Source organism: Gilliamella sp. Nev6-6 (genome assembly GCF_001690605.1).
Lineage (GTDB): Bacteria > Pseudomonadota > Gammaproteobacteria > Enterobacterales > Orbaceae > Gilliamella > Gilliamella apicola_C.
On record NZ_LZHP01000053.1, the window covers coordinates 52,021 to 72,784 of the forward strand.

Below are 20,764 nucleotides of genomic sequence, written 5' to 3' on the forward strand. Positions count from 1 at the left end.
AGTACTAATTCTTAGTTTACATGTTTTGCCATCATATTTATGATGGCAAATTTATATTTTAAGCAGAAAGTTCATCACCTTCACAATGTACTAATTTCGGAGCTTGAGATCTTTCAACAGTATCTTTGTCTACAATCACTTTTTTAATAGTATTCATTGATGGTAAGTCATACATTGTATCCAATAATATATTTTCCACAATTGAACGCAAACCTCGTGCTCCTGTTTTTCGTTGCATCGCCTTTATAGCAATAGCATCTAGAGCTTCTTTAGTAAACTCAAGCTCTACACCATCTAACTCAATTAACGTTTTAAATTGCTTAGTTAGGGCATTTTTAGGTTCAGTTAGTATATTAATTAAGGCATTTTTATCCAATTCAGATAATGTACCAATAACAGGTAATCTTCCAATAAACTCTGGAATTAAGCCAAACTTAACTAAGTCTTCAGCCTCGATTTGAGCTAATAGTTCCGATTCAGAAACTTTATTTTTAGTACTTTTAACCTCAGCACCAAAACCTATTCCTGTATTAGTTGATACACGATTTTCGATGACTTTATCCAATCCACTAAATGCACCACCACAAATAAATAGAATTTTTGAAGTATCAACTTGTAGAAACTCTTGCTGAGGATGCTTACGCCCACCTTTTGGAGGAACTGAAGCAATAGTACCTTCAATAATCTTCAATAAAGCCTGTTGAACGCCTTCGCCTGATACATCTCTGGTAATAGATGGATTATCTGATTTTCGTGAAATTTTATCAATTTCATCAACATAGATAATACCCCGCTGGGCTTTTTCAACATCATAATCACAATTCTGTAATAATTTTTGAATAATATTTTCTACATCTTCACCAACATAACCAGCTTCAGTTAATGTTGTCGCATCAGCCATGGCAAAAGGCACATCTAAAAAACGAGCTAGTGTTTCAGCTAATAACGTTTTGCCACTACCAGTAGGTCCTATGAGCAAGATATTACTTTTGCCTAATTCAACATCACCGCGACTCGCATGATTACGTAATCGTTTGTAATGATTATAGACAGCGACAGATAAAACTTTTTTGGCTTTCTCTTGACCAATTACATATTCATCAAGATGCTCTCTGATTTCATGTGGTGTTGGCAGTGTCTTATTAATAAATTCTTCATAGGAAAGAGAACTTTTCGTTTCTTCTTTTAATATCTCATTGCATAAGCCTATACATTCGTTACAAATATAAATAGATTCTGGCCCAGCAATAAGTTTACGGACTTCATGCTCACTTTTACTACAAAAAGTGCAATAAAGTAATTTTTCTGAACTTTTCTTATTCACTTTTACCACCTACCTAATATTAAGATCGTTTACTAAATATGGCATCAACTAGGCCATATTCAACTGCTTTATCGGCAGACATAAAATTATCACGATCGGTATCTTTTTCAATCACACTAATATCTTGGCCGGTGTGCATGGCTAAAATATTATTTAAGCGGTTTTTTACCTGTAAAATCTCTTGTGCATGTATTTGGATATCTGAAGCCTGCCCTTGGAAGCCACCTAATGGTTGGTGAATCATTACACGGGCATTAGGTAAGCAATAACGTTTACCTTTAGTGCCAGCTGTTAAAAGTAATGACCCCATTGAACATGCTTGTCCTAAACAAATTGTGCTGACATCGGGTTTTATAAATTGCATTGTGTCATAAATAGCCATGCCAGCAGTAACGACACCACCAGGTGAATTAATATATAAATAGATATCTTTATCAGGATTTTCAGCTTCTAAAAATAACATTTGAGCGATAATCAGATTTGCCATATTATCTTCAACTTGCCCAGTCAAAAATATAACTCGCTCTTTTAATAATCGTGAGTAAATATCATAAGCTCTCTCACCACGAGAACTTTGCTCAACAACCATTGGAACAACACCCATATATGATTCTAAAGGCATTTTTATCTCCTAATTAACAAAATAGCCCAAACAGACAATTCTTATTTGGGCTTTATAGTGATCTTTTTATATAAAATGAAAAGACTAGTAAGTTAAGCTGTTTGCTGATTCATTAATTCGGAAAACGAATAATTCTTTTCTGTTACTTTGGCACTAGCCAACAACAGATCGACAACTTGATCTTCTAGTGCTACCGCTCGAATATTATCCATCGCTTTTTTATCTTTACGATAATATTCTAAAACTTCTTTTGGATCTTCATATGCAGTTGCAATTTCATCAATTAATGCCTGAACACGCGATTCATCTGCTGTTAATTTATTGCTTTCAATAATTTCGCTAAACAACAAACCAGTAACAATGCGTTTTTTAGCCTCAGCTTCAAATAATTCTTTTGGTAATTCCATACCTGGTTTTACATTACCACCAAAACGGGATAAAGCTTGCTGACGTAATACATCAACCTCACGGTCAACTAATGCCTCAGGCACATCAATTTCATTATTTTTAACCAAACCATCAATAGCTTGAATTTTGACTTTATTGCGAATTGTCGCATTGAGCTCTCTTGTCATGTTCTTACGAACTTCAGATCGTAAGCTTTCAATAGTGCCATCAGCAATACCGAAGCGTTTAATGACATCTTCTGTAAGTTCTGGCAATTCTAGCTCTTCAACCTTTTTAAGTGTTGCCGCAAATACAGCTGGCTTACCTTTTAGATTTTCAGCATGATAATCGTCAGGGAAAGTCACATTAATTTCAAACTGATCACCCGCTTTATGCCCTATAATTGCATCTTCAAAACCAGGAATCATACGACCTTGCCCTAATACTAATGCAAAATCATTAGCCTTACCACCTTCAAATTCGGCATCATCAACTTTACCAACAAAATCCAAAGTAACACGATACTGCTCTTTAGCTTCTTTATCTGCTTCTTTCCAAACACCTTGCTGTTTGCGTAAGGTTTCAATCATAGTTTCAACATCCGCATCAGCTACTTCAGCAATAGGTTTTTCAACTTCAATTTTATCTAAATTTTCAACTTTGACTTCTGGATAAACTTCAAATTCAACAGTAAAGGTATAATCTTCGCCCTTTTTATATTCTTGTGGTGTATAAGTTGGAGCACCAGCCGGATTTAATTTTTCTTGAATAATTGCTTCAACAAAATTTCGTTGCATTAAGTCACTTAATGCATCTTGTAAAATAGAAGCACCATAACGTTGTTCAACAATTTTTAAAGGCACTTTTCCCTTACGGAAGCCATCAATACGTACTTTTTTTGCCGTATTAATAAGTTCTTTATCAACCGCTTTCGTAATATCTTCAGCTTTAATTATAATTGATAAACGTCGACCTAAACCTTGTGTTGTTTCTACCGAAACTTGCATCTTTATACCTCGAAATTATTGAATATTATCTGCCCATATTTATATAAAAACGATAACTGAGCTAAAAAATTTAAAAATAGGCGTGCATTATACCGACCGCAACCGCTTACGTCGAGACATTTCACTGTTTCTTCTCAAGTGCCTTCAAACGTTTATTCATTTCGTCAATATGTAAAACTAATGAAGCCGTTTTTCGCCAAACTTTATTTTCTTGCAATGGAATACCTGATGAATAAACCCCTGGTTCAGTAATTGGGCGCATAACCATACCCATACCAGTTATGGTAACTTGATCACATATTTCCATATGCCCATTAATAACACTTGCACCACCAATTAAGCAATGACGGCCAATAGTTAAGCTCCCTGCCATAATAACACCACCTGCAACCGCTGTATGATCCCCGATAATATCGTTATGAGCAATTTGGCATTGATTATCTATAATAACGCCATTACCGATAATAGTATCATCAAGCGCTCCCCGATCGATTGTCGTTGAAGCGCCAATTTCAACGTTATTACCAATAACAACTCGACCTAGTTGAGGAATTTTAATCCACTTACCTTTATCATTAGCGTAACCAAATCCATCTGCACCAATTACAGTTCCTGATTGAATTAAGCAATTGTCGCCAATAACACAATTATGATAAACAGAAACATTAGCCCATAATTTTGTTCCTGCACCTATTATGGTATTTTTACCTACAAAACTACCAGCACCTATAACGCAATTATCGCCTAACACTACACCGCTTTCAATAACTGCGTTAGCGCCTATTGATATATTACAACCTAATTTAGCTGTTGAATCAATCACTGCTGAACTAGCGATATCCTTAGCTGGAGCAGGCGTAGTATCAAGATATTGTGCCAATTTTGCATATGCAAGATATGGATCTTTAACAATCAGAGCTGCACCATGCCAGAATTTAAGGCTTTCTTCTGTCATTACAACAGCAGAAGCCTTGCACTCTAACAAATTATTTTGTAATTTTTTGTCAGATAAAAAAGTAATTTGACCTGACATTGCACTTTTCATTGATGCAATACCAGTGATAGTTAAATCAGCATCACCGTGTAATTTAGCATCAAGTTGCTTAGCTAGTTGCTCTAAACGAAAAGCAAACATTATTTTTTAACCTTTGCCAATACTTTATCTGAAATATCAACCGCATCTGAAGCTGATAATGTAGCTTCGGCTTTTAAGATAAGATCGTACTTTTCTGTCTCAACAATATCTTTAACAGCTTCTTGGATTTTAGTTAATAATTTACCTGCTTCTTCTGTTTCACGTTTACGATAATCAGCTGAAAAAGCTTTCGCTTTATTTTCAAAATCAGAAATCACCTTATTTAGTTTAGCTTTTTCAGAAGAAGACAAAGTTAAGCCATCTTTTTTTAGGCGAGCAGCGGCATCACCAGCTTTCTTTTCTTCGACTTGTAATGATTTGGCTCTTGCTTCAAATTCATTATCCAACGCCTTACCGACCGATTCACGTTGAGGCATACGTTGTAAAACTGACATAACATCAACCACACCAATTTTAATTTCTGCATTTGCAACGCCTGCAAAAAGAAATGCTAAACTAACACCAAGAATAGATATAATTTTCTTCACTTTAATCACCTATGTGTTTTTTATTTATAACATGGAATTACCATGTAGACCCTATATTAAATTGGAACTGTTGTGCTGAATCACCCTCATATTTCTTAAGTGGTTGAGCATAAGAAAAGACCAAAGGACCTAATGGTGACATCCATTGCACTGCAATACCAGCCGACATTCTAATATCCGATGGAGAACTATAATCTGGAATATTATTTCCTTTTAGTTTCCATTCGGTATCCCATACAGTCCCTGCATCAAAAAATAACGATGTCCTAATATTATCAGCATATTTTTCACCCGCAAATGGGGTTGGAACAATCAGCTCTGTACTAGCAAAAGCTATAGCATTACCGCCTACTGCATCTTTTGATTTTGTACACCCAGAGGTATTATCTAAACTATCACACACACCACTTTTATTAAGATATACTGCTTTAGGACCAACAGTATTGGATTTAAAACCACGTAATACTGATGCTCCTCCAGCATAAAAGTTTTCGTAAAATGGTAACTCTTTACCACCAAAACCACCTCCATAGCCAATTCTTGCTCGCGTTAAGAATATCCAATTATGGTCATTGTCAATCGGATAATAGTAAGAGGCATCTGAAACCAGTTTATAGAATCGGTTATCAAATAATGGCGCAGTGAATTTAGCGCTAGCTGTCATTTTTAAGCCATCAGTTGGGAAGAATCCACGATCTAAAGAATTATATGTCCAATAAGCGCTTAGTAATAAATCATTAGTATCGAAAGAAATAGAATTTTTATTTTTCAAATTTTCGCCCATGGAGTCAAAATAACGCCACATACTATATTGCGCTTGCATATCGGACAAATTATGATTAGCGTATTCGGCACCAAAACGAACAAAATTATTTTCACTAATAGGGAAACCTAAATTAGCTGAAGCGCCCCAAGTCTTGCTCGCATATTCTGACTCATCATCTTTATCATCGTTTTTATAGGTGTTATAGTAAATGCTACCGCCTAAACTTACACCATCAACAGTAAAATAAGGATCAACAATAGAAACAGACGCTGTTTTATCTGTATCAGTAGTGTTAATATCAAATGAGACACTATTACCTGTGCCTAACCAGTTATCTTGAGAGATACCTGCATTGAAGCTAAGACCGCTATCAGAACCGACGCCAACACCAAATTTGATACTACCCGTATTACGTTCAGCAACTTTATAAATAATATCAACTTGATCATCAACACCAGACACACGCTCGGTGTTTGCTTCAACAGTATCAAAAAAGCCAAGTCGATTTAAACGTTCTTTACCTAATTCGACTAACCCGTTACTTAACCAAGCTCCTTCCATTTGTCGAAGCTCACGACGGATTACACTTTCGCTTGTTACGGTATTTCCTACTATCTTAATATTGCGAACATAAAAACGCTCACCAACATCAACAAGAACAACTAATTTAGCCGTATGTTCTGAATCATCCATTTCTGGCTGAATGGAAACTTTTGGATATGCATAACCAAAATTAGCAAGTAAACGTTTAATGCTATCCTCAATTTCAGTAATTTTTTTACCATTATAAAGCTCACCAACGGTTACTTTTTCGTTAGCGATTTTAGCAATTGCTTCTTTATAATTTGCAAAATTACCCATAAACTCAAGTTTAGAGAGCTTATACTGTTCACCTTCATGGATATTAATTGTAACGTAAATACCTTTTTTATCTGGCGTTAAACTAACTTGTGTTGACTCAATATTGAAACGAGCATAACCACGATTTAAATAAAAACTTTGTAACTCATCCAAATCAGAGGCTAATTTTTGTTTTTGATATTTACGATCACCAAGCATATTCCACCAAGGAACTTCATCACGCAAGGTAAAACGTGAAATAAGTTCTTCTGATGAAAAAGCCTTAGCTCCAACAATATTGATCTGATCGATTAATGCTGATTTACCTTCAGCAACAACTAATTTTAAATCGACACGATTACGAGATAATGGAGTTACAACAGCTTTAATTTGAGCATTATATTTACCAACACTGTAATAAAAATCTTCTAAGCCTTTTTCAATACCTGAAAGCATAGTGCGATCTAAAGCTTCACCCTCACGAATGCCTGAACTATCTAGATTTTTCTTAAGCATGTCATTTTTAACTGACTTATTACCAGAAAAACTTATACTAGCAATAGTTGGGCGTTCTTGAACATGAACAATTAACCGATCACCATCACGAGAAATAGTAATATTATCAAAGTTTCCACTAGAATAAAGCGATTTAATTATACGCCCTAAATCCGCTTCATTAACATAATCACCAACTTGGATTGGCATTTCAAGCAATGCTGCCCCAACAGTAACACGCTGTAAACCTTCAAATTTGATATCTTTTACCACAAAATCATCAATACAAAATGCGTTAGAACTATATACTGCTGTAGTACTAAGCAACAAAGATGCTATAAGTAATTTATTTATTTTCATCGTAAATATTTATGCCCTCATTCCATCACAACCGTAAAATATCATTAAATAGTGCAATTCCCATTATTACCATTAATAAAAAAAAGCCAATACGAGAAAAACGCTCTTGTGCTTTATTTGATAAGGTTCGCCCTCTTATTTTTTCAAGTAATAAAAAAACAAGGTGTCCCCCGTCTAATATAGGTAATGGAACAAGATTGATAACTCCCAAACTTATACTTATAAAGGCTAGAAAATATAAGTAAGAAGTAAAACCATAACTTGCTGTTTGCCCTGCGCCTTTTGCTATTGTTATTGGGCCAGATATATGTTCTAGACCAATAACACCCGTTACTAATTGATAAAGCGAACGAATAGTTAACTTTGTAGTTAACGCCGTTTGCGCTATACCTTTATTAAACCCTTCGAAAAAACCATATTGCACAACTTTTACATCAGTTGTAGGATATAATCCCGCAACACCTTTCCCGTTTTTTTGAACGGTTGGAACGAGTGTAAGATAAATATCTTTGTTTTCCCGATCGACCTTCAACATCATTGTTTGAGCTTTTTTAATCGTGTTGGAAAAAACCTGCCAATTTGTATATAGCTGATCATTATAACCAATAATTTTATCGCCAACACGCAAACCTGCACGTTCTGCTGCCGAACCTGATACAATTTTACTCACAATTGGATAAATTTCCACCTCTTTAGGAACAAAACCAAATGCGGTAATAGCTGAGTCTTTTTCTATATCAAAATACCAATTGCTAATATCTACACTTTTCTTAACTTCTTTTTTTTGATCGCTATTATTGGTACCATCAATATAGGTGAAAGACATATCATTCTTTCCCATTAGAGAGATTAAAGCCAAGTTTACATCTTGCCATGTTTCAATTTTGATATTATCAATAGTTTTCAATTCAGCACCAACTGGAATTGCTATTGTGGAAGCAGGTGTGTTAGGTATCACTTCCTTTATTTTAACAGGATAAACATTTACACCTATTAAAAAAATAATCCAATAGCTTATTAAAGCTAACACAAAATTAGCAAACGGACCTGCAAAAATAATTGCAGCCCTTTGCCAAATTTTCTTTTGATCAAATGCCAAGCTATTGCTATTGCTATTGCTATTGCTATTGCTATTGCTATTGCTATTGCTTGATAATGCTGTTGATCTGGTATTTAACATTTTAACATAACCACCAAGTGGAATCATAGCAATTACCAATTCTGTTCCACTTGAAAATTTATGTGACCATAATTTTTTACCAAAACCAATTGAAAAACATTCAACTTGAACCTTACATAAGCGAGCAACATAAAAATGCCCAAACTCATGAATAGTAACTAGTATACTAATCGTAATAACAAATAATAACAGTGACCACAGCAAAATCAATCTCCATTTATAATAAATAAAAAGATAATGTAGTAAAAACAGGAACAGCAGCAGTTAAACTATCAATACGATCTAAAATTCCACCATGACCTGGAATTAAGTGACCACTATCTTTTATACCTGCTTCACGCTTAAACATGCTTTCAGTTAAATCACCTAAAACCGAAACAAAAATTGCCGATAAAGAGCTAATAAAAAATGTACTAAATGTCATATCAAATAAATTAAGCATATAAGCAATGATACTAATTATGATAGCCACACTTATACCACCAATAAAACCTTCTATGGTCTTACCTGGAGAAACTTTTGCAGCTAATTTTCGTTTACCAAATGCGCGTCCTGCAAAATAAGCACCTGTATCTGTTGCCCAGACCAACACAAAAACATAAAGTAAGCAAACTGCACCAGTATAAGAATTAGACATATAGTTAATTGCTCTTAGTTCAATCATACCAATAAAAAATGGCACTATCGTAAAAAAAGCAAATAGTAGCTTTATAAAAGTTGAATTAATAACCGTTGAATCACTCCAGTATTTGGTTGTATCTGGATAACTAACCACCAAATACAAAGCAATTAGCCACCATATAATTGATAAAGATAAAATCACAGTGTATAGCTTTATTTTTAATTCAACTGAATTTGGGATCAAATAAAGTATAGTTAATAAAATAACGATTGAAAGAGCAAATATTAATTTTGAATGTTTTTTAGTAATATGAAGAAACTGAGCCCATTCCCATGCAGCTAATCCACAGACCAAAATAATAGTTAGAGAAAATACAGATAAAGGAACAAAAAAAAGAACGACTATGACAAGTGGAATAAGCACAGCTGCAGCAAGTATACGATGAATTAACATAAATGATCCTTAATTGCGAATGCCACCAAAGCGCCTCTCTCTGGCATTAAATGCATTGATTGCTTCATCAAATAAAGTTTGGTTAAAATCAGGCCATAAAGTATCGGTAAAATAGAGTTCAGAATAAGCAATCTGCCATAACAAAAAATTACTGATTCGATATTCTCCCCCAGTACGGATAACTAAATCAACATCAGGAAATTCTCCCATACACATTATTGAAGCAAAACGATCTTCTGTTACTTCATCTAAAGTGATCTCACCGTTAGTCACTTGGGTAGCCATTTTTTTTGCCGATTGCAAAATATCCCAACGCCCACCATAGTTGGCGGCAATATTTAGTACTAAACCCGAATTGTTTTTGGTTAAATTTTGCGCTTGAATAATCATATTTTGTAAATTATCACTAAAACGAGATATATCACCAATAATATTCAAGCGAACATTATTTTTATTCAAACTTTTGATTTCTCGTTTTAATGCATAGATAAAAAGGGAAATTAGAGCGGAAACTTCATTGGGTGGGCGCCTCCAGTTTTCACTGCTAAATGCATATAAAGTAAGAACTTTAACTTTTAAAGTTGCCGCGTAAGCCACAATTTTCCGTACCGTTTTTAATCCTGCCCGATGACCAACAGCGCGTAACTGGTTACGTTGCTGAGCCCAACGACCATTACCATCCATAATTATAGCCACATGACTTGGAATACCTCTTTTTTTTGTCATGCGATATCTCGTATTGTATTAATCATTGTATTAATTATATCATCTTGGTCAATCAACGCGTACCATAAACAACAATTGTCTTGCCATGAGCTGAGATTAAATGCTGATCTTCAAGCATTTTTAAAATTCGCCCCACCGTCTCACGCGAACAACCAACAATTTGACCTATTTCTTGGCGTGTAATTTTTATTTGCATACCATCAGGGTGTGTCATAGCATCAGGTTGTTTAGCAAGGTTTAAAAGCGTTTGCGCAATACGCCCAGCAACGTCTAAAAAGGCTAAATTACTGACTTTTTCAGATGTGACTTGTAATCGACTTGCCATTTGACTGGCAAGATGCATTAAAATATCTGGATTGACTTGAACAAGCTGTTTAAATTTTTTATACGAAATTTCTGCAACCTCACAACTTGTTTTGGCTTTAACCCAAGCAGTTCGCTCAGTACCTTCTTCAAAAAGTCCCAACTCGCCCAAAAATTGATTTTGGTTTAAATAAGATAAAATCATTTCATTACCTTCATCATCCTTAATCAATACTGCTACAGAACCTTTTAAAATGTAATAGAGAGTTTCTGCTTTTTCGCCTTGATGTATAAGAGTACTCTTAGCTGGATATTTATGAATATGGCAATGAGATAAAAACCATTCTAACGTTGTATCCGATTGCTGTTTACCAATCATTATTCCCACCTCTCCATTTAATTTACAACAATAACACTATAACAAAGTTACACAATAAATTATATACAAACAATCATTTTAACCATTATTTGATTGGCTTAATATCCATTGTTTCGTGCAATTGCGACCAAAAAATTGCAACAGAGCCATTAATTAATTGCAGTTTAACTTCATCAACCTTTTCTTGTAGTGATTTTTCTTGTAAACCGTAGTCAGTACCTTCGCGTAATACAAAATATTCAATTAGATTAGTTAATGTTTGTGGATCGAGGTCTTGCCAAGGAATAATCATATATTATAACAATAAATTCAAATTATAATTATTTTATAACAAAGCTTCGATAATATAAAGCATACAAAGTAATGCTTCATCACTAACAAAAAAACCACTCAAAAGAGTGGTTTTTGATAGCAACATGGCTTAACTTACTTTGTTCTAACTGCAAGTTTATAACCTTGAATACCAGCCTTATAATCTGTTGAGTACAGGCTATTATGCTTAGCTCCAGAATCTGAACCTAATAAGATAGCATCGTTAACCCCTACTTTATTATATGCGCCAGATAGAGCTGTATCTACTGCTTCTACTGTCTCATATGTACCAGTCACGTACCATTCATAAGTAAATCTTGAGGTATAATCCCCATTATCCGCTGTATCTTTCACTACTACAGCAAATTTTTCACCATATTTAGGACTAACCGCTGTAGATGCATAGTCAACAGCCTCTTCTAGATTACCAGCTACATCTAGCTTGTAAATATAAACTTTATACGAATCAGATTCAATTGGTCCAGGACTAGGGTGATCAGGATTAAGCTTACCAGGACCTGTTGGTTCTGTTGGGTTGCCTGGGTTTTCTGGGCCTGACCCCGGGTTAGTCGGATCAGATTGCTCTACAGCTGGAGGATTACTAGCAAAAATATCACTTACAGTTATCCATTGGTTTGATAGAGGGTAACCAAAATCTGTTCTTTCTAAAATTTTAAAACCAATTTCAGTTTTACCAGCAAAATCGTTAGTAATAGCGAATGAAATTTCACCTACTCCGTCATTATTATACGTTGTACTGGCTGTTATAGCTACAGGAAGCCATTGACCATTTGTATCTTTAACAAAAACTTTTAAGGAGTCTTTTATTCCTGAAGTATCTGTATCACCATCTGCATCGATCAATTTATATTGAATGTGAATTGTATCGTTAACTTTAAGCGTGTCGTTGCTAGTAAGAAGACGTCCATCACGTTTGAAAGAGACCGCCATTGTATGCTCTGCTGATGAGTCGTCAGCTTTCATTACAGGTGCATTACCGGCGATAACTGCTTGGGTTGTCCCACCTATTGCAAATGCGCTACTTGCTGCATAGCCAGCCAAAAGCAAGCCTAACGCAACTTTTTTTACTGTAAAATTTTTCATGTTTAACTTCCTATTTTTCTATCAATTAACATGTTGTATTTATATAAATACACCACTTTTACTGGTGTTTCCTTTTGATTAACGATACGGCTCGGTAATCAAAATTCTTGTTCTATTACAAGACAGTTACTTGTAATTTAAATCCTTGATCGCCTGCACACGCAGAAGATGGTGCCGAAATTGGGCTGAAATCTAATAAACTAGTTGGCGCATCTGCTACAGCTTGAATACTAGTGCCTGATGTTGCATAACTGTCATTTATCCCCCTTATTTTGTAAGGTGCATCTTTACCCATAGCAACGTTAAACCATGGTCCTTTAGGATGACTAATAACATCATGTTCCAATAAAGTCGCATGAGTACCAGGACAAGCTTTATCATTTGAACCAACTAATGACCAAATAACAAACGGATCAGCAATTGGTGTATTGTTTGTGGTAAACGCTTTAACATAGTATTCATGACCAACTAACCATTCTTTTGGTCCTGCTGGGGTAAACTGAAGTATAGCCCCTTCACTTTTAGCAACTAATGTTCCATCTGCCTTCCAAACTTCAATGTAACCTGATTTACCGCCAGAAAAATTAACAGCAGCTTTATTAAATGATGAACCAAAACCGTATTGATCTAACGAAATTGAAAAATCAACTATTCCCTCAATATTTGAAGCCACATCTAAAGTATAACTGTCACCAATCACTTCTATGCCCGCAGCGGTTGAAGCATCAGATGACACTTTTTGACCTTTTGCAACTTTCTCAAAGGATTTGACAATCACGCAAGGTTTTTGCTCTGGGCATTCGTTTACATCGCCCGATGTACCATTAATTAAAGCTATTTTTTCACCGTTACTCGTTGCAGTCCATAACGCTGAAAATTCATTAAATGTTCCCGGTATACGATCCATTATTTCATTATCACTAAAGCCATCTACATCATCAAATGAGTTGACTGAACCGTTATCTACCTTTGGCTTAACAAGCGTTGCCAATACTGTCAAACTACTTAAACCATCAGCTCTTTGAGTCGCCAAGGTTGTTTTATTCCCTGAACTATCAACTGCCCAGACGCCAACTTTACGCATTGCTGGATCGGGCAATACCTCAAAGCTGACTGCATTAGATGTTGCGGATTTACCACGACTATCTGTAACTGATACCGATAAAGAATATTTACCATTTGTGCTCACTGGACGACGTTGACCATTTTGATCAACATAACTTGGTGCAACAATTTGCCAGTTATTGGTATCAGTAGGAGGATTAAGCCATGAAGAAGCAGAACATGTCCCTGCTGCTGCACATAAAAAACCACCTCCAGCATCAATTTCTAGCATATCACCAGACCATACTAGGCTTGATAAATCCTTAGCATTATGAACACTAATACTTAATGGATAAGTTTGTCCTTCGATCAATTGCGTTTGTTCAAGCCCTAGATCGACAGACATTTTCTTTTCTTTATATTCAAGAACAATATAGTTATTACGGTCAACTAAATCATAACGGCTACCCTTTAAAGAACGAGCTGATTGAACCATATCTGGATCCAATTGATCTTTTAATGGCGTGCCTATACGATAGTTCATCGTTAATTCTGCTTTAGTTGCCTTTTTATTATCTTGACCACGTTTATGTTCAGCTTTAATCGTGAAAAGAGGAACTGGCGTATAATCAAGACCAACAGTAATGGCTCTTGGATCTTTTTGTAGATTATCTTTACCAAATAAAGCTACTTTATCACCATAGTATTGCTCATACATCAGTGATCCACCTAAATGCGGATATTGTGGTAAATACCCTTGGAAGCGAACATCAAATCCCCTTGCTGCACGTTCTAAGTAATCATCGAAATCCTTAGAATCTTTCCAATCAGATAATGGGTGATAATAGTTAACCGCAAATTTCATGTAATCACTCCACGCTTCAGCACCAATACCTAAGCGGTTGTGATCACGCTGGAAATCATGATCAAAAAATACGTTATAACCAAGTAACCATGTTTTATCAGCAACATCCCAACGTTGACCAATACCAAAGTTACCTATACGGCGCTTATGCTCATATTCTTGAAATGATATTTGGCTAAATATTAATGTATCTTCAGAATCATATAATGGGCTAAATAATTTTAGGTTAACGTTATTAAATTCCCCTTTATCACTCAGATCAAATTGCAACTGAGCGGTACCAAAACGCCCTAAAAAATCCTGTACAGCATTACGAACTGGATCAACAACTTGGCTTTTAACGCCATTGCGTACATAACTTTCGGCGTAATCTCTACCTTTATTTTTTAAATGCCCTGATAAACCACCGTTGTCTGCCGAGGTTATTTGTTTCCAATCCTGACTAGCTAAAGTTTGCAAAGTTGAAGCAATTTGCGTTGAAAGTGCATCTTTGTCTTTTTTTACATCATAGTTATCATCTGAACCAAGCTGAGGCAAATTAACATGTTTGTCATCTTTGTCATCTTTTATTTTAATTGCCGGCAATAAAGGAGAGTTTTCAGGCAAAACAATGCGCTCACCGACATTAACAACATCTTTTTTATCAAAACGCCCGGCGTTCATTGCACGTAATTCTGAAATAGAGATACTACTTAAAAGCGCAATCTGATAAAGACTACGTTGCTGATTATTAATCATTTCACGAGCTTTTGAGCCATCTTTTAATTCAATTATCGCATTGCTATCTACAGGACCTTGCGATACCTGAGCATCAGTAGCATAAGCAGATTGCCAACTTAATGTGGCAATTACAAATGCAGAGATAATTGTTAAATTAAGATTCTTTCTCATCTTAATAGTCCTTATATTCCACCGACAATGCCCATAACATAAAATTTATAGCCAATATCAATTTATCTTTATTAAATATCAATGTTATTATTTATTAATATATTTTAGAGCACGGTTTCTTCTTTTGTGCTTTACATTTCTTTACAAAGCTTACTTAAGTTTTGCAATTCTATTACAAAAAAGTCATTTATCAAAATATTTTATTACTTTTTTTGATCTTTTTTTATTGGTTTAGAATTTCTTTATATAATTCAATTTATTAATTTGTATTTTTTTGCTAATTTCATTACATTTGATTATATCTTTATGAAAAACAATGATTAAATAACGCCCATATTTTACGTAGGATGACATAAAAAATGTTAAAAATAATAAGCTAAAAATACTATTTCAATAAAAACTTAAATTTTGGGATTAGGTCTTTATGTAATATTTCTGCTCTTTTACAACAGCTATTGTTGTTTTATTGTCCTTCATTATAAATCTCTAAGTTTTCAGGCTCTTTAGATTCTGAAGATTTTTTACTTTCAGTTCTTTTTTGTTCTAATAATGACAAATAGTTATCATCAATCCCTTCAGTAATATATTTTCCATCAAAAACAGAACACTCTAAATGATGAATATTAGGATTTTGCTGTGTAATTGAATCAATTAAATCAGATAAATCTTGAAAAATAAGTTTATCAGCACCAATATCTTTTGCTATTTCATCAACCGTTCGATTATAGGCAATAAGTTCACTGGCAACAGGCATATCGATCCCATAAACATTGGGATGTCTAATTTCTGGTGCAGCAGATGCTAAATAAACTTTTTTGGCACCAACTGAACGCACCATTTCAAGAATTTCCTTTGAGGTTGTGCCACGAACAACAGAATCGTCAACTAATAGTACATTTTTGCCTTCAAATTCAATACGATTCGCATTGAGTTTTCTTCTTACTGATAATTTACGTGTGCTTTGTCCTGGCATGATAAAAGTGCGACCAATATAACGATTTTTAACAAACCCTTGGCGATAAGGTTTATTTAAAATACGCGCTATTTCAAATGCCGCATCGCATGATGTTTCGGGGATAGGGATGACAACATCAATATCAATATCCTTCCACTCTCTCGCTATTTTTTGCCCAAGCTTTTGCCCCATCAAAATACGTGATTGATAAACCGATACGCCATTCATTAATGAATCTGGTCTTGCAAAATAAACATATTCGAAAATACATGGGTAATATTGAGGATTATTAGAACATTGTTGAGAATATAATTGGCCATCTTGAGTAATATAGATGGCTTCGCCTGGTTCGACATCGCGCATAAATTCAAAATCAAGAATATCTAATGCGACGCTTTCAGATGCAACCATGTATTCGACTTTTTGATTTTCAAGAGTACGTTTGCCTATCACTAAAGGGCGAATCCCATAAGGATCACGAAAAGCAACAAGACCATGACCAATAATCATCGCAACACAAGCATATGCGCCTTTAATAATATTATGTACATTATGTATTGCGGTAAAAATATTATCTGCGGTTAGAGGATAAGTTGGGAATTTGTCGAGTTCGTGAGCAAAAATATTGAGTAAAACTTCAGAATCAGAATTCGTGTTGATATGCCTTCTTGCTAGCTCAAATACTTTATTGCGTATTTGTTCAGTATTGGTTAAATTTCCATTGTGGGCAAGAGCAATACCATAAGGTGAATTAACATAAAATGGTTGCGCTTCGGATGGATTGGAACTACCTGCTGTTGGATAACGGATATGCCCTATGCCCAAATTACCTTGCAGCCGTTGCATATGATGTTCTTGAAACACATCTCTAACTAAGCCATTTGCTTTGCGTAAACGAAAGCGATTTTGATTATCAATAGTCACAATCCCTGCGGCATCTTGCCCTCGATGCTGCAAAACAGTCAATGCATCATAGATCGATTGATTAACAGTACTATACCCTACAATACCAACGACACCACACATGCTATAGTTACCTCGATTTATTGTACTAAAAAAGAAGAAGACTGCTGTATAAAATCAAAAAACCAACGAATAATAAAATGAAAATGTGGAATTAGCTGCGATTGCACCCAGTAAGGTGATTGCGATAACGGTGTAAAAGTATCAACTAAAAAGAGTATTGCAGCAACAACTAAAACTCCTCGTAGCACACCAAAACAGATACCTAATATGCGATCAGTGCCAGATAATCCCGTTTTTTGAACTAATTGACCAATAACATAAGACACTATCGCACAAACCAATAGTGTAGTAATAAAAAGGAGAACAATAGCTACAGCAATACGTATTATATCGCTATCAAAATAAGTTAAATAATCGGTAATATAGATATAAAATCGGCTGGAAATAAAAAAAGCTAAGATCCAACTAATTAATGATAATGCTTCTCGTATAAATCCTCGCACAATGCTAATCAATGCCGAGAATGCAATCACTCCGATAATCGTAAAATCAATCCAATTCAACATAATAATTCACAATTTTATATTAATAATATTTTATTTTAATTACTGTTTACAACATAAAAAAACGATAGCAACCAATAAAACAGAACTTAATTAGCAACGATCATACCTTTTAATTTTGTTAGATTATTTAAGTTAATAATGACTTGTTCTGCTTGCTTTTTATTAGCATATGGGCCAACCTGTAACTTAATTAACTGATCAGGTTCAGGCTTTTGTGGTATTGTTCTAACGTTATAATTATTTAACCTTAATAATGCAACTAATTCTTCTATTTTTTGCCTATTTTTCAAAGCAGTAAGCTGGATCATATAAGGTTTAGGTTCTTGTTGCGAAGTTGAAGAATTAGCTATCGTTGTTGAAGTGTCGATATCAACAATATCTGGCGAAACAAATGAACTTGGATTTTGCTCTGAGTCTGATATATAAGAATCTTTTGATCTATCACTGGTTAAATTGTCATCAAAATCATCTGGGGATTCTACTTCACGGTTTTGCTGAGTAATCACTTCTGGTTGCAAAATAGGTGTTGTCGAAGTTCGTAAGTTGGATTTATCCGTTATAATGGAAGGGATAATTGCTGCGATAATAAGCAATAATGTAGCAAAACCTACAAGGCGATTCCTTACTTTATTTTGGTTTTTGGGGCTAATTTTTTGATTGTTCACCATGTTCAATTTCACTTAATGCTCTGTTTCAGCTAAAACCTCTGATACCGTATGAAATGAGCCACATACCACAATAATATCATCCTCTTTAGCATCTTGAATTGCTGTTTGATAAGCAGTAGAAACTGTATCAAATGTTGATATATTAAGCTCACCTTTACTTAATAAGTGCTGTTTTAATACTGCTGCGCTACAACCTCGCTCACCATAAAGTGAAGCGCAATACCATTTATCCCCTTTTAAAATGGACAACGTACTTTTAATATCTTTATCTTTAAGCATACCAACAACAAATCTAACTTCACTAATACTTGGATATTCCATTTTTAGTTTTTCCAATTGTTGTGTTAAATAGCCTGCGGCATGTGGGTTATGTGCGACATCAAGGATCACAAGAGGCTTTTTTTGAATAATTTGAAAACGCCCAATCAATTTAGATTTTGCCAAACCTTTAGTTATTTGTTCTTTGGTTATTTTAAGTGATGAGTAACTTAAGGCAGCAATTGCGGTTGCGGCATTAGCTAAAGGAACATCGGCAATAGGTAGATTGTCATATTGCTTTATTGGTGATTTAAATGTCCAAGCATCTTCGCTAACTTGTTGATAGTGCCAATCGCCATTGACCGCATGGATAGGACAACTGGCTAATTTAGCTGCATTTAAGATGGATTCAGGTATTTCTGGCTCGCCTACAATAGCAATACTTTTAGGCTTGAAAATACCTGCTTTTTCTCGTCCTATGCTTTCACGGGTTTCCCCTAAATAATCAACATGATCAATGCCAATTGTGGTAACTACGGCTACATCAGCATCAACAATATTAGTTGCATCAAGCCTCCCACCAAGCCCAACTTCTAATATAACAACATCTAATTTTGCTTGTTTAAATTGATAAAGCGCAGCCAATGTTGCATATTCAAAATAAGTAAGCGATATATCGCCTCTGGCTTTTTCTATTTCTACAAAGGCTTTTATGGTGTTTTGTTCACTTGACTCTTGATTATTAATACGTACACGTTCTGTAAACCGTAATAAATGAGGTGAACTATAAATGCCAACTTGTAAGTTAGCCTCAAGCAATATCATTTCAAGAGTTCGGCATGTTGTGCCTTTGCCATTAGTGCCTGCAACAGTAAAAACATAAGGTGCAGGTTGTAATAAATTTAGGCGTTTAGCTACCGTTTTGACTCGTTCTAAACCCAAATCAATAGTTGTAGGATGTAATTGCTCTAAATAACAAAGCCATGTACTTAAATCGGACATGGCGTTGGGTTGTTTGTTTTGCATACTCAATTAAACTGTCTCGTTTAGAGTAACATCATTAAAAGGATCCGGCTGTTTCATCAGTTTTGTTATTAAACTGGCAATCTTAGGTCGCATATCTTTACGATGAATAATCATATCAATGGCGCCTTTTTCAAGTAAAAACTCACTGCGTTGAAATCCTTCAGGCAATACTTCACGTACAGTTTGTTGGATCACTCGTGGCCCTGCAAAGCCGATTAACGCTTTAGGTTCAGCTATATTAATATCGCCTAACATTGCCAAACTTGCCGATACCCCTCCCATTGTGGGGTCGGTCATGACTGAAATATAAGGTAAGCCTTCATCTTGCATTTTGGCAAGAATAGCACTGGTTTTTGCCATTTGCATTAATGAAAATAATGCCTCTTGCATTCGTGCTCCACCGCTTGTTGAAAAACAAATTAACGGACATTTATCGGCAATAGCTTGTTCCGCTGCACGAGTAAATAATGCACCAACAACAGAGGACATCGATCCACCAATGAAAGAAAACTCAAAACAAGCGACAACGACAGGTGTACCAAACAATGTCCCCTTCATTACCACCATCGCTTCTTTTTCGTGAGTTTCTTTTTGTGCAGCAGTTAAGCGATCCTTATATTTTTTAGTATCTTTGAATTTTAAGATATCTTTAGGCATAAGATCTGTGCCAATTTCGACATCTGAACCATCGTCTAAAAAGCGGTATAAGCGCACACGGGCGGGAATATGCATGTGGTGATCGCATTTTGGACAGACTTCTAAATTAAGATCCAGTTCAGCCTGATAAATAACTTGCTCACAGTTACTGCATTTTGTCCAAACACCACCAGGAATATTCGCCTTTTTATGATCTGACGATATATTATTTTTACTAAGAATTTTTTCAATCCAGCTCATTATGATTCTCTCATTCTGGCACTCTTTACAAATTTCGGAGTATTGTACAATACTTTGTACTAATTCTTAATAGTTGTTTTTATTTTTATCTTATTTTGTAAATAAATTTTGCTAGAAGACATAAC

18 protein-coding genes are annotated in these 20,764 nt (G+C 35.0%); all 18 read right to left on the reverse strand.

The features are described from left to right. Positions 1-58: 58 nt before the first annotated feature. Complete coding sequence (gene clpX, locus A9G42_RS06290) at positions 59-1,324, reverse strand: ATP-dependent protease ATP-binding subunit ClpX (protein WP_218837777.1); 1,266 nt, start codon at positions 1,322-1,324, stop codon at positions 59-61. 19 nt (positions 1,325-1,343) lie between these two features. Beyond that, positions 1,344-1,946, reverse strand: coding sequence for an ATP-dependent Clp endopeptidase proteolytic subunit ClpP (gene clpP / locus A9G42_RS06295; RefSeq protein ID WP_065566865.1), 603 nt, complete (start codon positions 1,944-1,946; stop codon positions 1,344-1,346). Between the two features lie 92 nt (positions 1,947-2,038). Beyond that, complete coding sequence (tig, locus tag A9G42_RS06300) at positions 2,039-3,340, reverse strand: trigger factor (RefSeq protein WP_065652971.1); 1,302 nt, start codon at positions 3,338-3,340, stop codon at positions 2,039-2,041. Positions 3,341-3,461: 121 nt separating this feature from the next. Continuing rightward, on the reverse strand, positions 3,462-4,475 hold the full coding sequence (lpxD, locus tag A9G42_RS06305; protein WP_065587935.1) for a UDP-3-O-(3-hydroxymyristoyl)glucosamine N-acyltransferase: 1,014 nt from the start codon (positions 4,473-4,475) through the stop codon (positions 3,462-3,464). After that, positions 4,475-4,963, reverse strand: a complete 489-nt coding sequence (locus A9G42_RS06310; RefSeq protein ID WP_065566868.1) for an OmpH family outer membrane protein — start codon at positions 4,961-4,963, stop codon at positions 4,475-4,477. Before A9G42_RS06310 ends, lpxD begins: the two co-directional genes overlap by 1 nt. A 37-nt stretch (positions 4,964-5,000) precedes the next feature. Continuing rightward, the gene (gene bamA / locus A9G42_RS06315) at positions 5,001-7,424 is read right to left on the reverse strand and encodes an outer membrane protein assembly factor BamA (protein WP_065579674.1); all 2,424 of its coding nucleotides are present in this window, start codon (positions 7,422-7,424) and stop codon (positions 5,001-5,003) included. 25 nt (positions 7,425-7,449) lie between these two features. After that, complete coding sequence (gene rseP / locus A9G42_RS06320; RefSeq protein WP_179854623.1) at positions 7,450-8,808, reverse strand: RIP metalloprotease RseP; 1,359 nt, start codon at positions 8,806-8,808, stop codon at positions 7,450-7,452. A 13-nt stretch (positions 8,809-8,821) separates the two neighbouring features. Beyond that, on the reverse strand, positions 8,822-9,679 hold the full coding sequence (locus A9G42_RS06325; RefSeq protein ID WP_065652973.1) for a phosphatidate cytidylyltransferase: 858 nt from the start codon (positions 9,677-9,679) through the stop codon (positions 8,822-8,824). Positions 9,680-9,688: 9 nt separating this feature from the next. After that, entirely contained in the window at positions 9,689-10,405 is a 717-nt protein-coding gene (locus A9G42_RS06330; RefSeq protein WP_065652974.1) for an isoprenyl transferase, read from the reverse strand. A 52-nt stretch (positions 10,406-10,457) separates the two neighbouring features. Beyond that, positions 10,458-11,090: a cAMP-activated global transcriptional regulator CRP gene (gene crp, locus A9G42_RS06335; RefSeq protein WP_065566905.1), complete on the reverse strand. Its 633-nt coding sequence runs from the start codon at positions 11,088-11,090 to the stop codon at positions 10,458-10,460. Between the two features lie 82 nt (positions 11,091-11,172). Beyond that, positions 11,173-11,379, reverse strand: coding sequence for a YheU family protein (locus A9G42_RS06340; RefSeq protein ID WP_065566873.1), 207 nt, complete (start codon positions 11,377-11,379; stop codon positions 11,173-11,175). Positions 11,380-11,513: 134 nt separating this feature from the next. Next, a complete protein-coding gene (locus tag A9G42_RS06345) occupies positions 11,514-12,503 on the reverse strand; it encodes a hypothetical protein (RefSeq protein WP_065652975.1) in 990 nt (329 codons plus the stop codon). Between the two features lie 115 nt (positions 12,504-12,618). Next, positions 12,619-15,303, reverse strand: coding sequence for an inverse autotransporter beta domain-containing protein (locus tag A9G42_RS06350; RefSeq protein ID WP_065588140.1), 2,685 nt, complete (start codon positions 15,301-15,303; stop codon positions 12,619-12,621). A 463-nt stretch (positions 15,304-15,766) separates the two neighbouring features. Beyond that, entirely contained in the window at positions 15,767-17,284 is a 1,518-nt protein-coding gene (purF, locus tag A9G42_RS06355) for an amidophosphoribosyltransferase (RefSeq protein WP_065588948.1), read from the reverse strand. A 17-nt stretch (positions 17,285-17,301) separates the two neighbouring features. Continuing rightward, positions 17,302-17,787, reverse strand: a complete 486-nt coding sequence (locus A9G42_RS06360; protein WP_065566906.1) for a CvpA family protein — start codon at positions 17,785-17,787, stop codon at positions 17,302-17,304. Positions 17,788-17,876: 89 nt separating this feature from the next. Next, positions 17,877-18,458: an SPOR domain-containing protein gene (locus A9G42_RS06365; RefSeq protein WP_065588949.1), complete on the reverse strand. Its 582-nt coding sequence runs from the start codon at positions 18,456-18,458 to the stop codon at positions 17,877-17,879. A 12-nt stretch (positions 18,459-18,470) separates the two neighbouring features. Further along, entirely contained in the window at positions 18,471-19,742 is a 1,272-nt protein-coding gene (gene folC / locus A9G42_RS06370) for a bifunctional tetrahydrofolate synthase/dihydrofolate synthase (RefSeq protein ID WP_065588951.1), read from the reverse strand. A 6-nt stretch (positions 19,743-19,748) separates the two neighbouring features. Further along, complete coding sequence (gene accD, locus A9G42_RS06375; protein ID WP_065566878.1) at positions 19,749-20,639, reverse strand: acetyl-CoA carboxylase, carboxyltransferase subunit beta; 891 nt, start codon at positions 20,637-20,639, stop codon at positions 19,749-19,751. Positions 20,640-20,764: the final 125 nt, after the last annotated feature.

Bases quoted from the DNA above. Each gene is read 5' to 3' on its own strand.
- clpP (WP_065566865.1), bottom strand. From the start codon at position 1,946: ATGCCTTTAGAATCATATATGGGTGTTGTTCCAATGGTTGTTGAGCAA.
- tig (WP_065652971.1), bottom strand. From the start codon at position 3,340: ATGCAAGTTTCGGTAGAAACAACACAAGGTTTAGGTCGACGTTTATCA.
- lpxD (WP_065587935.1), bottom strand. From the start codon at position 4,475: ATGTTTGCTTTTCGTTTAGAGCAACTAGCTAAGCAACTTGATGCTAAA.
- bamA (WP_065579674.1), bottom strand. From the start codon at position 7,424: ATGAAAATAAATAAATTACTTATAGCATCTTTGTTGCTTAGTACTACA.
- A9G42_RS06325 (WP_065652973.1), bottom strand. From the start codon at position 9,679: ATGTTAATTCATCGTATACTTGCTGCAGCTGTGCTTATTCCACTTGTC.
- A9G42_RS06330 (WP_065652974.1), bottom strand. From the start codon at position 10,405: ATGACAAAAAAAAGAGGTATTCCAAGTCATGTGGCTATAATTATGGAT.
- A9G42_RS06340 (WP_065566873.1), bottom strand. From the start codon at position 11,379: ATGATTATTCCTTGGCAAGACCTCGATCCACAAACATTAACTAATCTA.
- A9G42_RS06345 (WP_065652975.1), bottom strand. From the start codon at position 12,503: ATGAAAAATTTTACAGTAAAAAAAGTTGCGTTAGGCTTGCTTTTGGCT.
- A9G42_RS06350 (WP_065588140.1), bottom strand. From the start codon at position 15,303: ATGAGAAAGAATCTTAATTTAACAATTATCTCTGCATTTGTAATTGCC.
- purF (WP_065588948.1), bottom strand. From the start codon at position 17,284: ATGTGTGGTGTCGTTGGTATTGTAGGGTATAGTACTGTTAATCAATCG.
- A9G42_RS06365 (WP_065588949.1), bottom strand. From the start codon at position 18,458: ATGGTGAACAATCAAAAAATTAGCCCCAAAAACCAAAATAAAGTAAGG.
- folC (WP_065588951.1), bottom strand. From the start codon at position 19,742: ATGCAAAACAAACAACCCAACGCCATGTCCGATTTAAGTACATGGCTT.
- accD (WP_065566878.1), bottom strand. From the start codon at position 20,639: ATGAGCTGGATTGAAAAAATTCTTAGTAAAAATAATATATCGTCAGAT.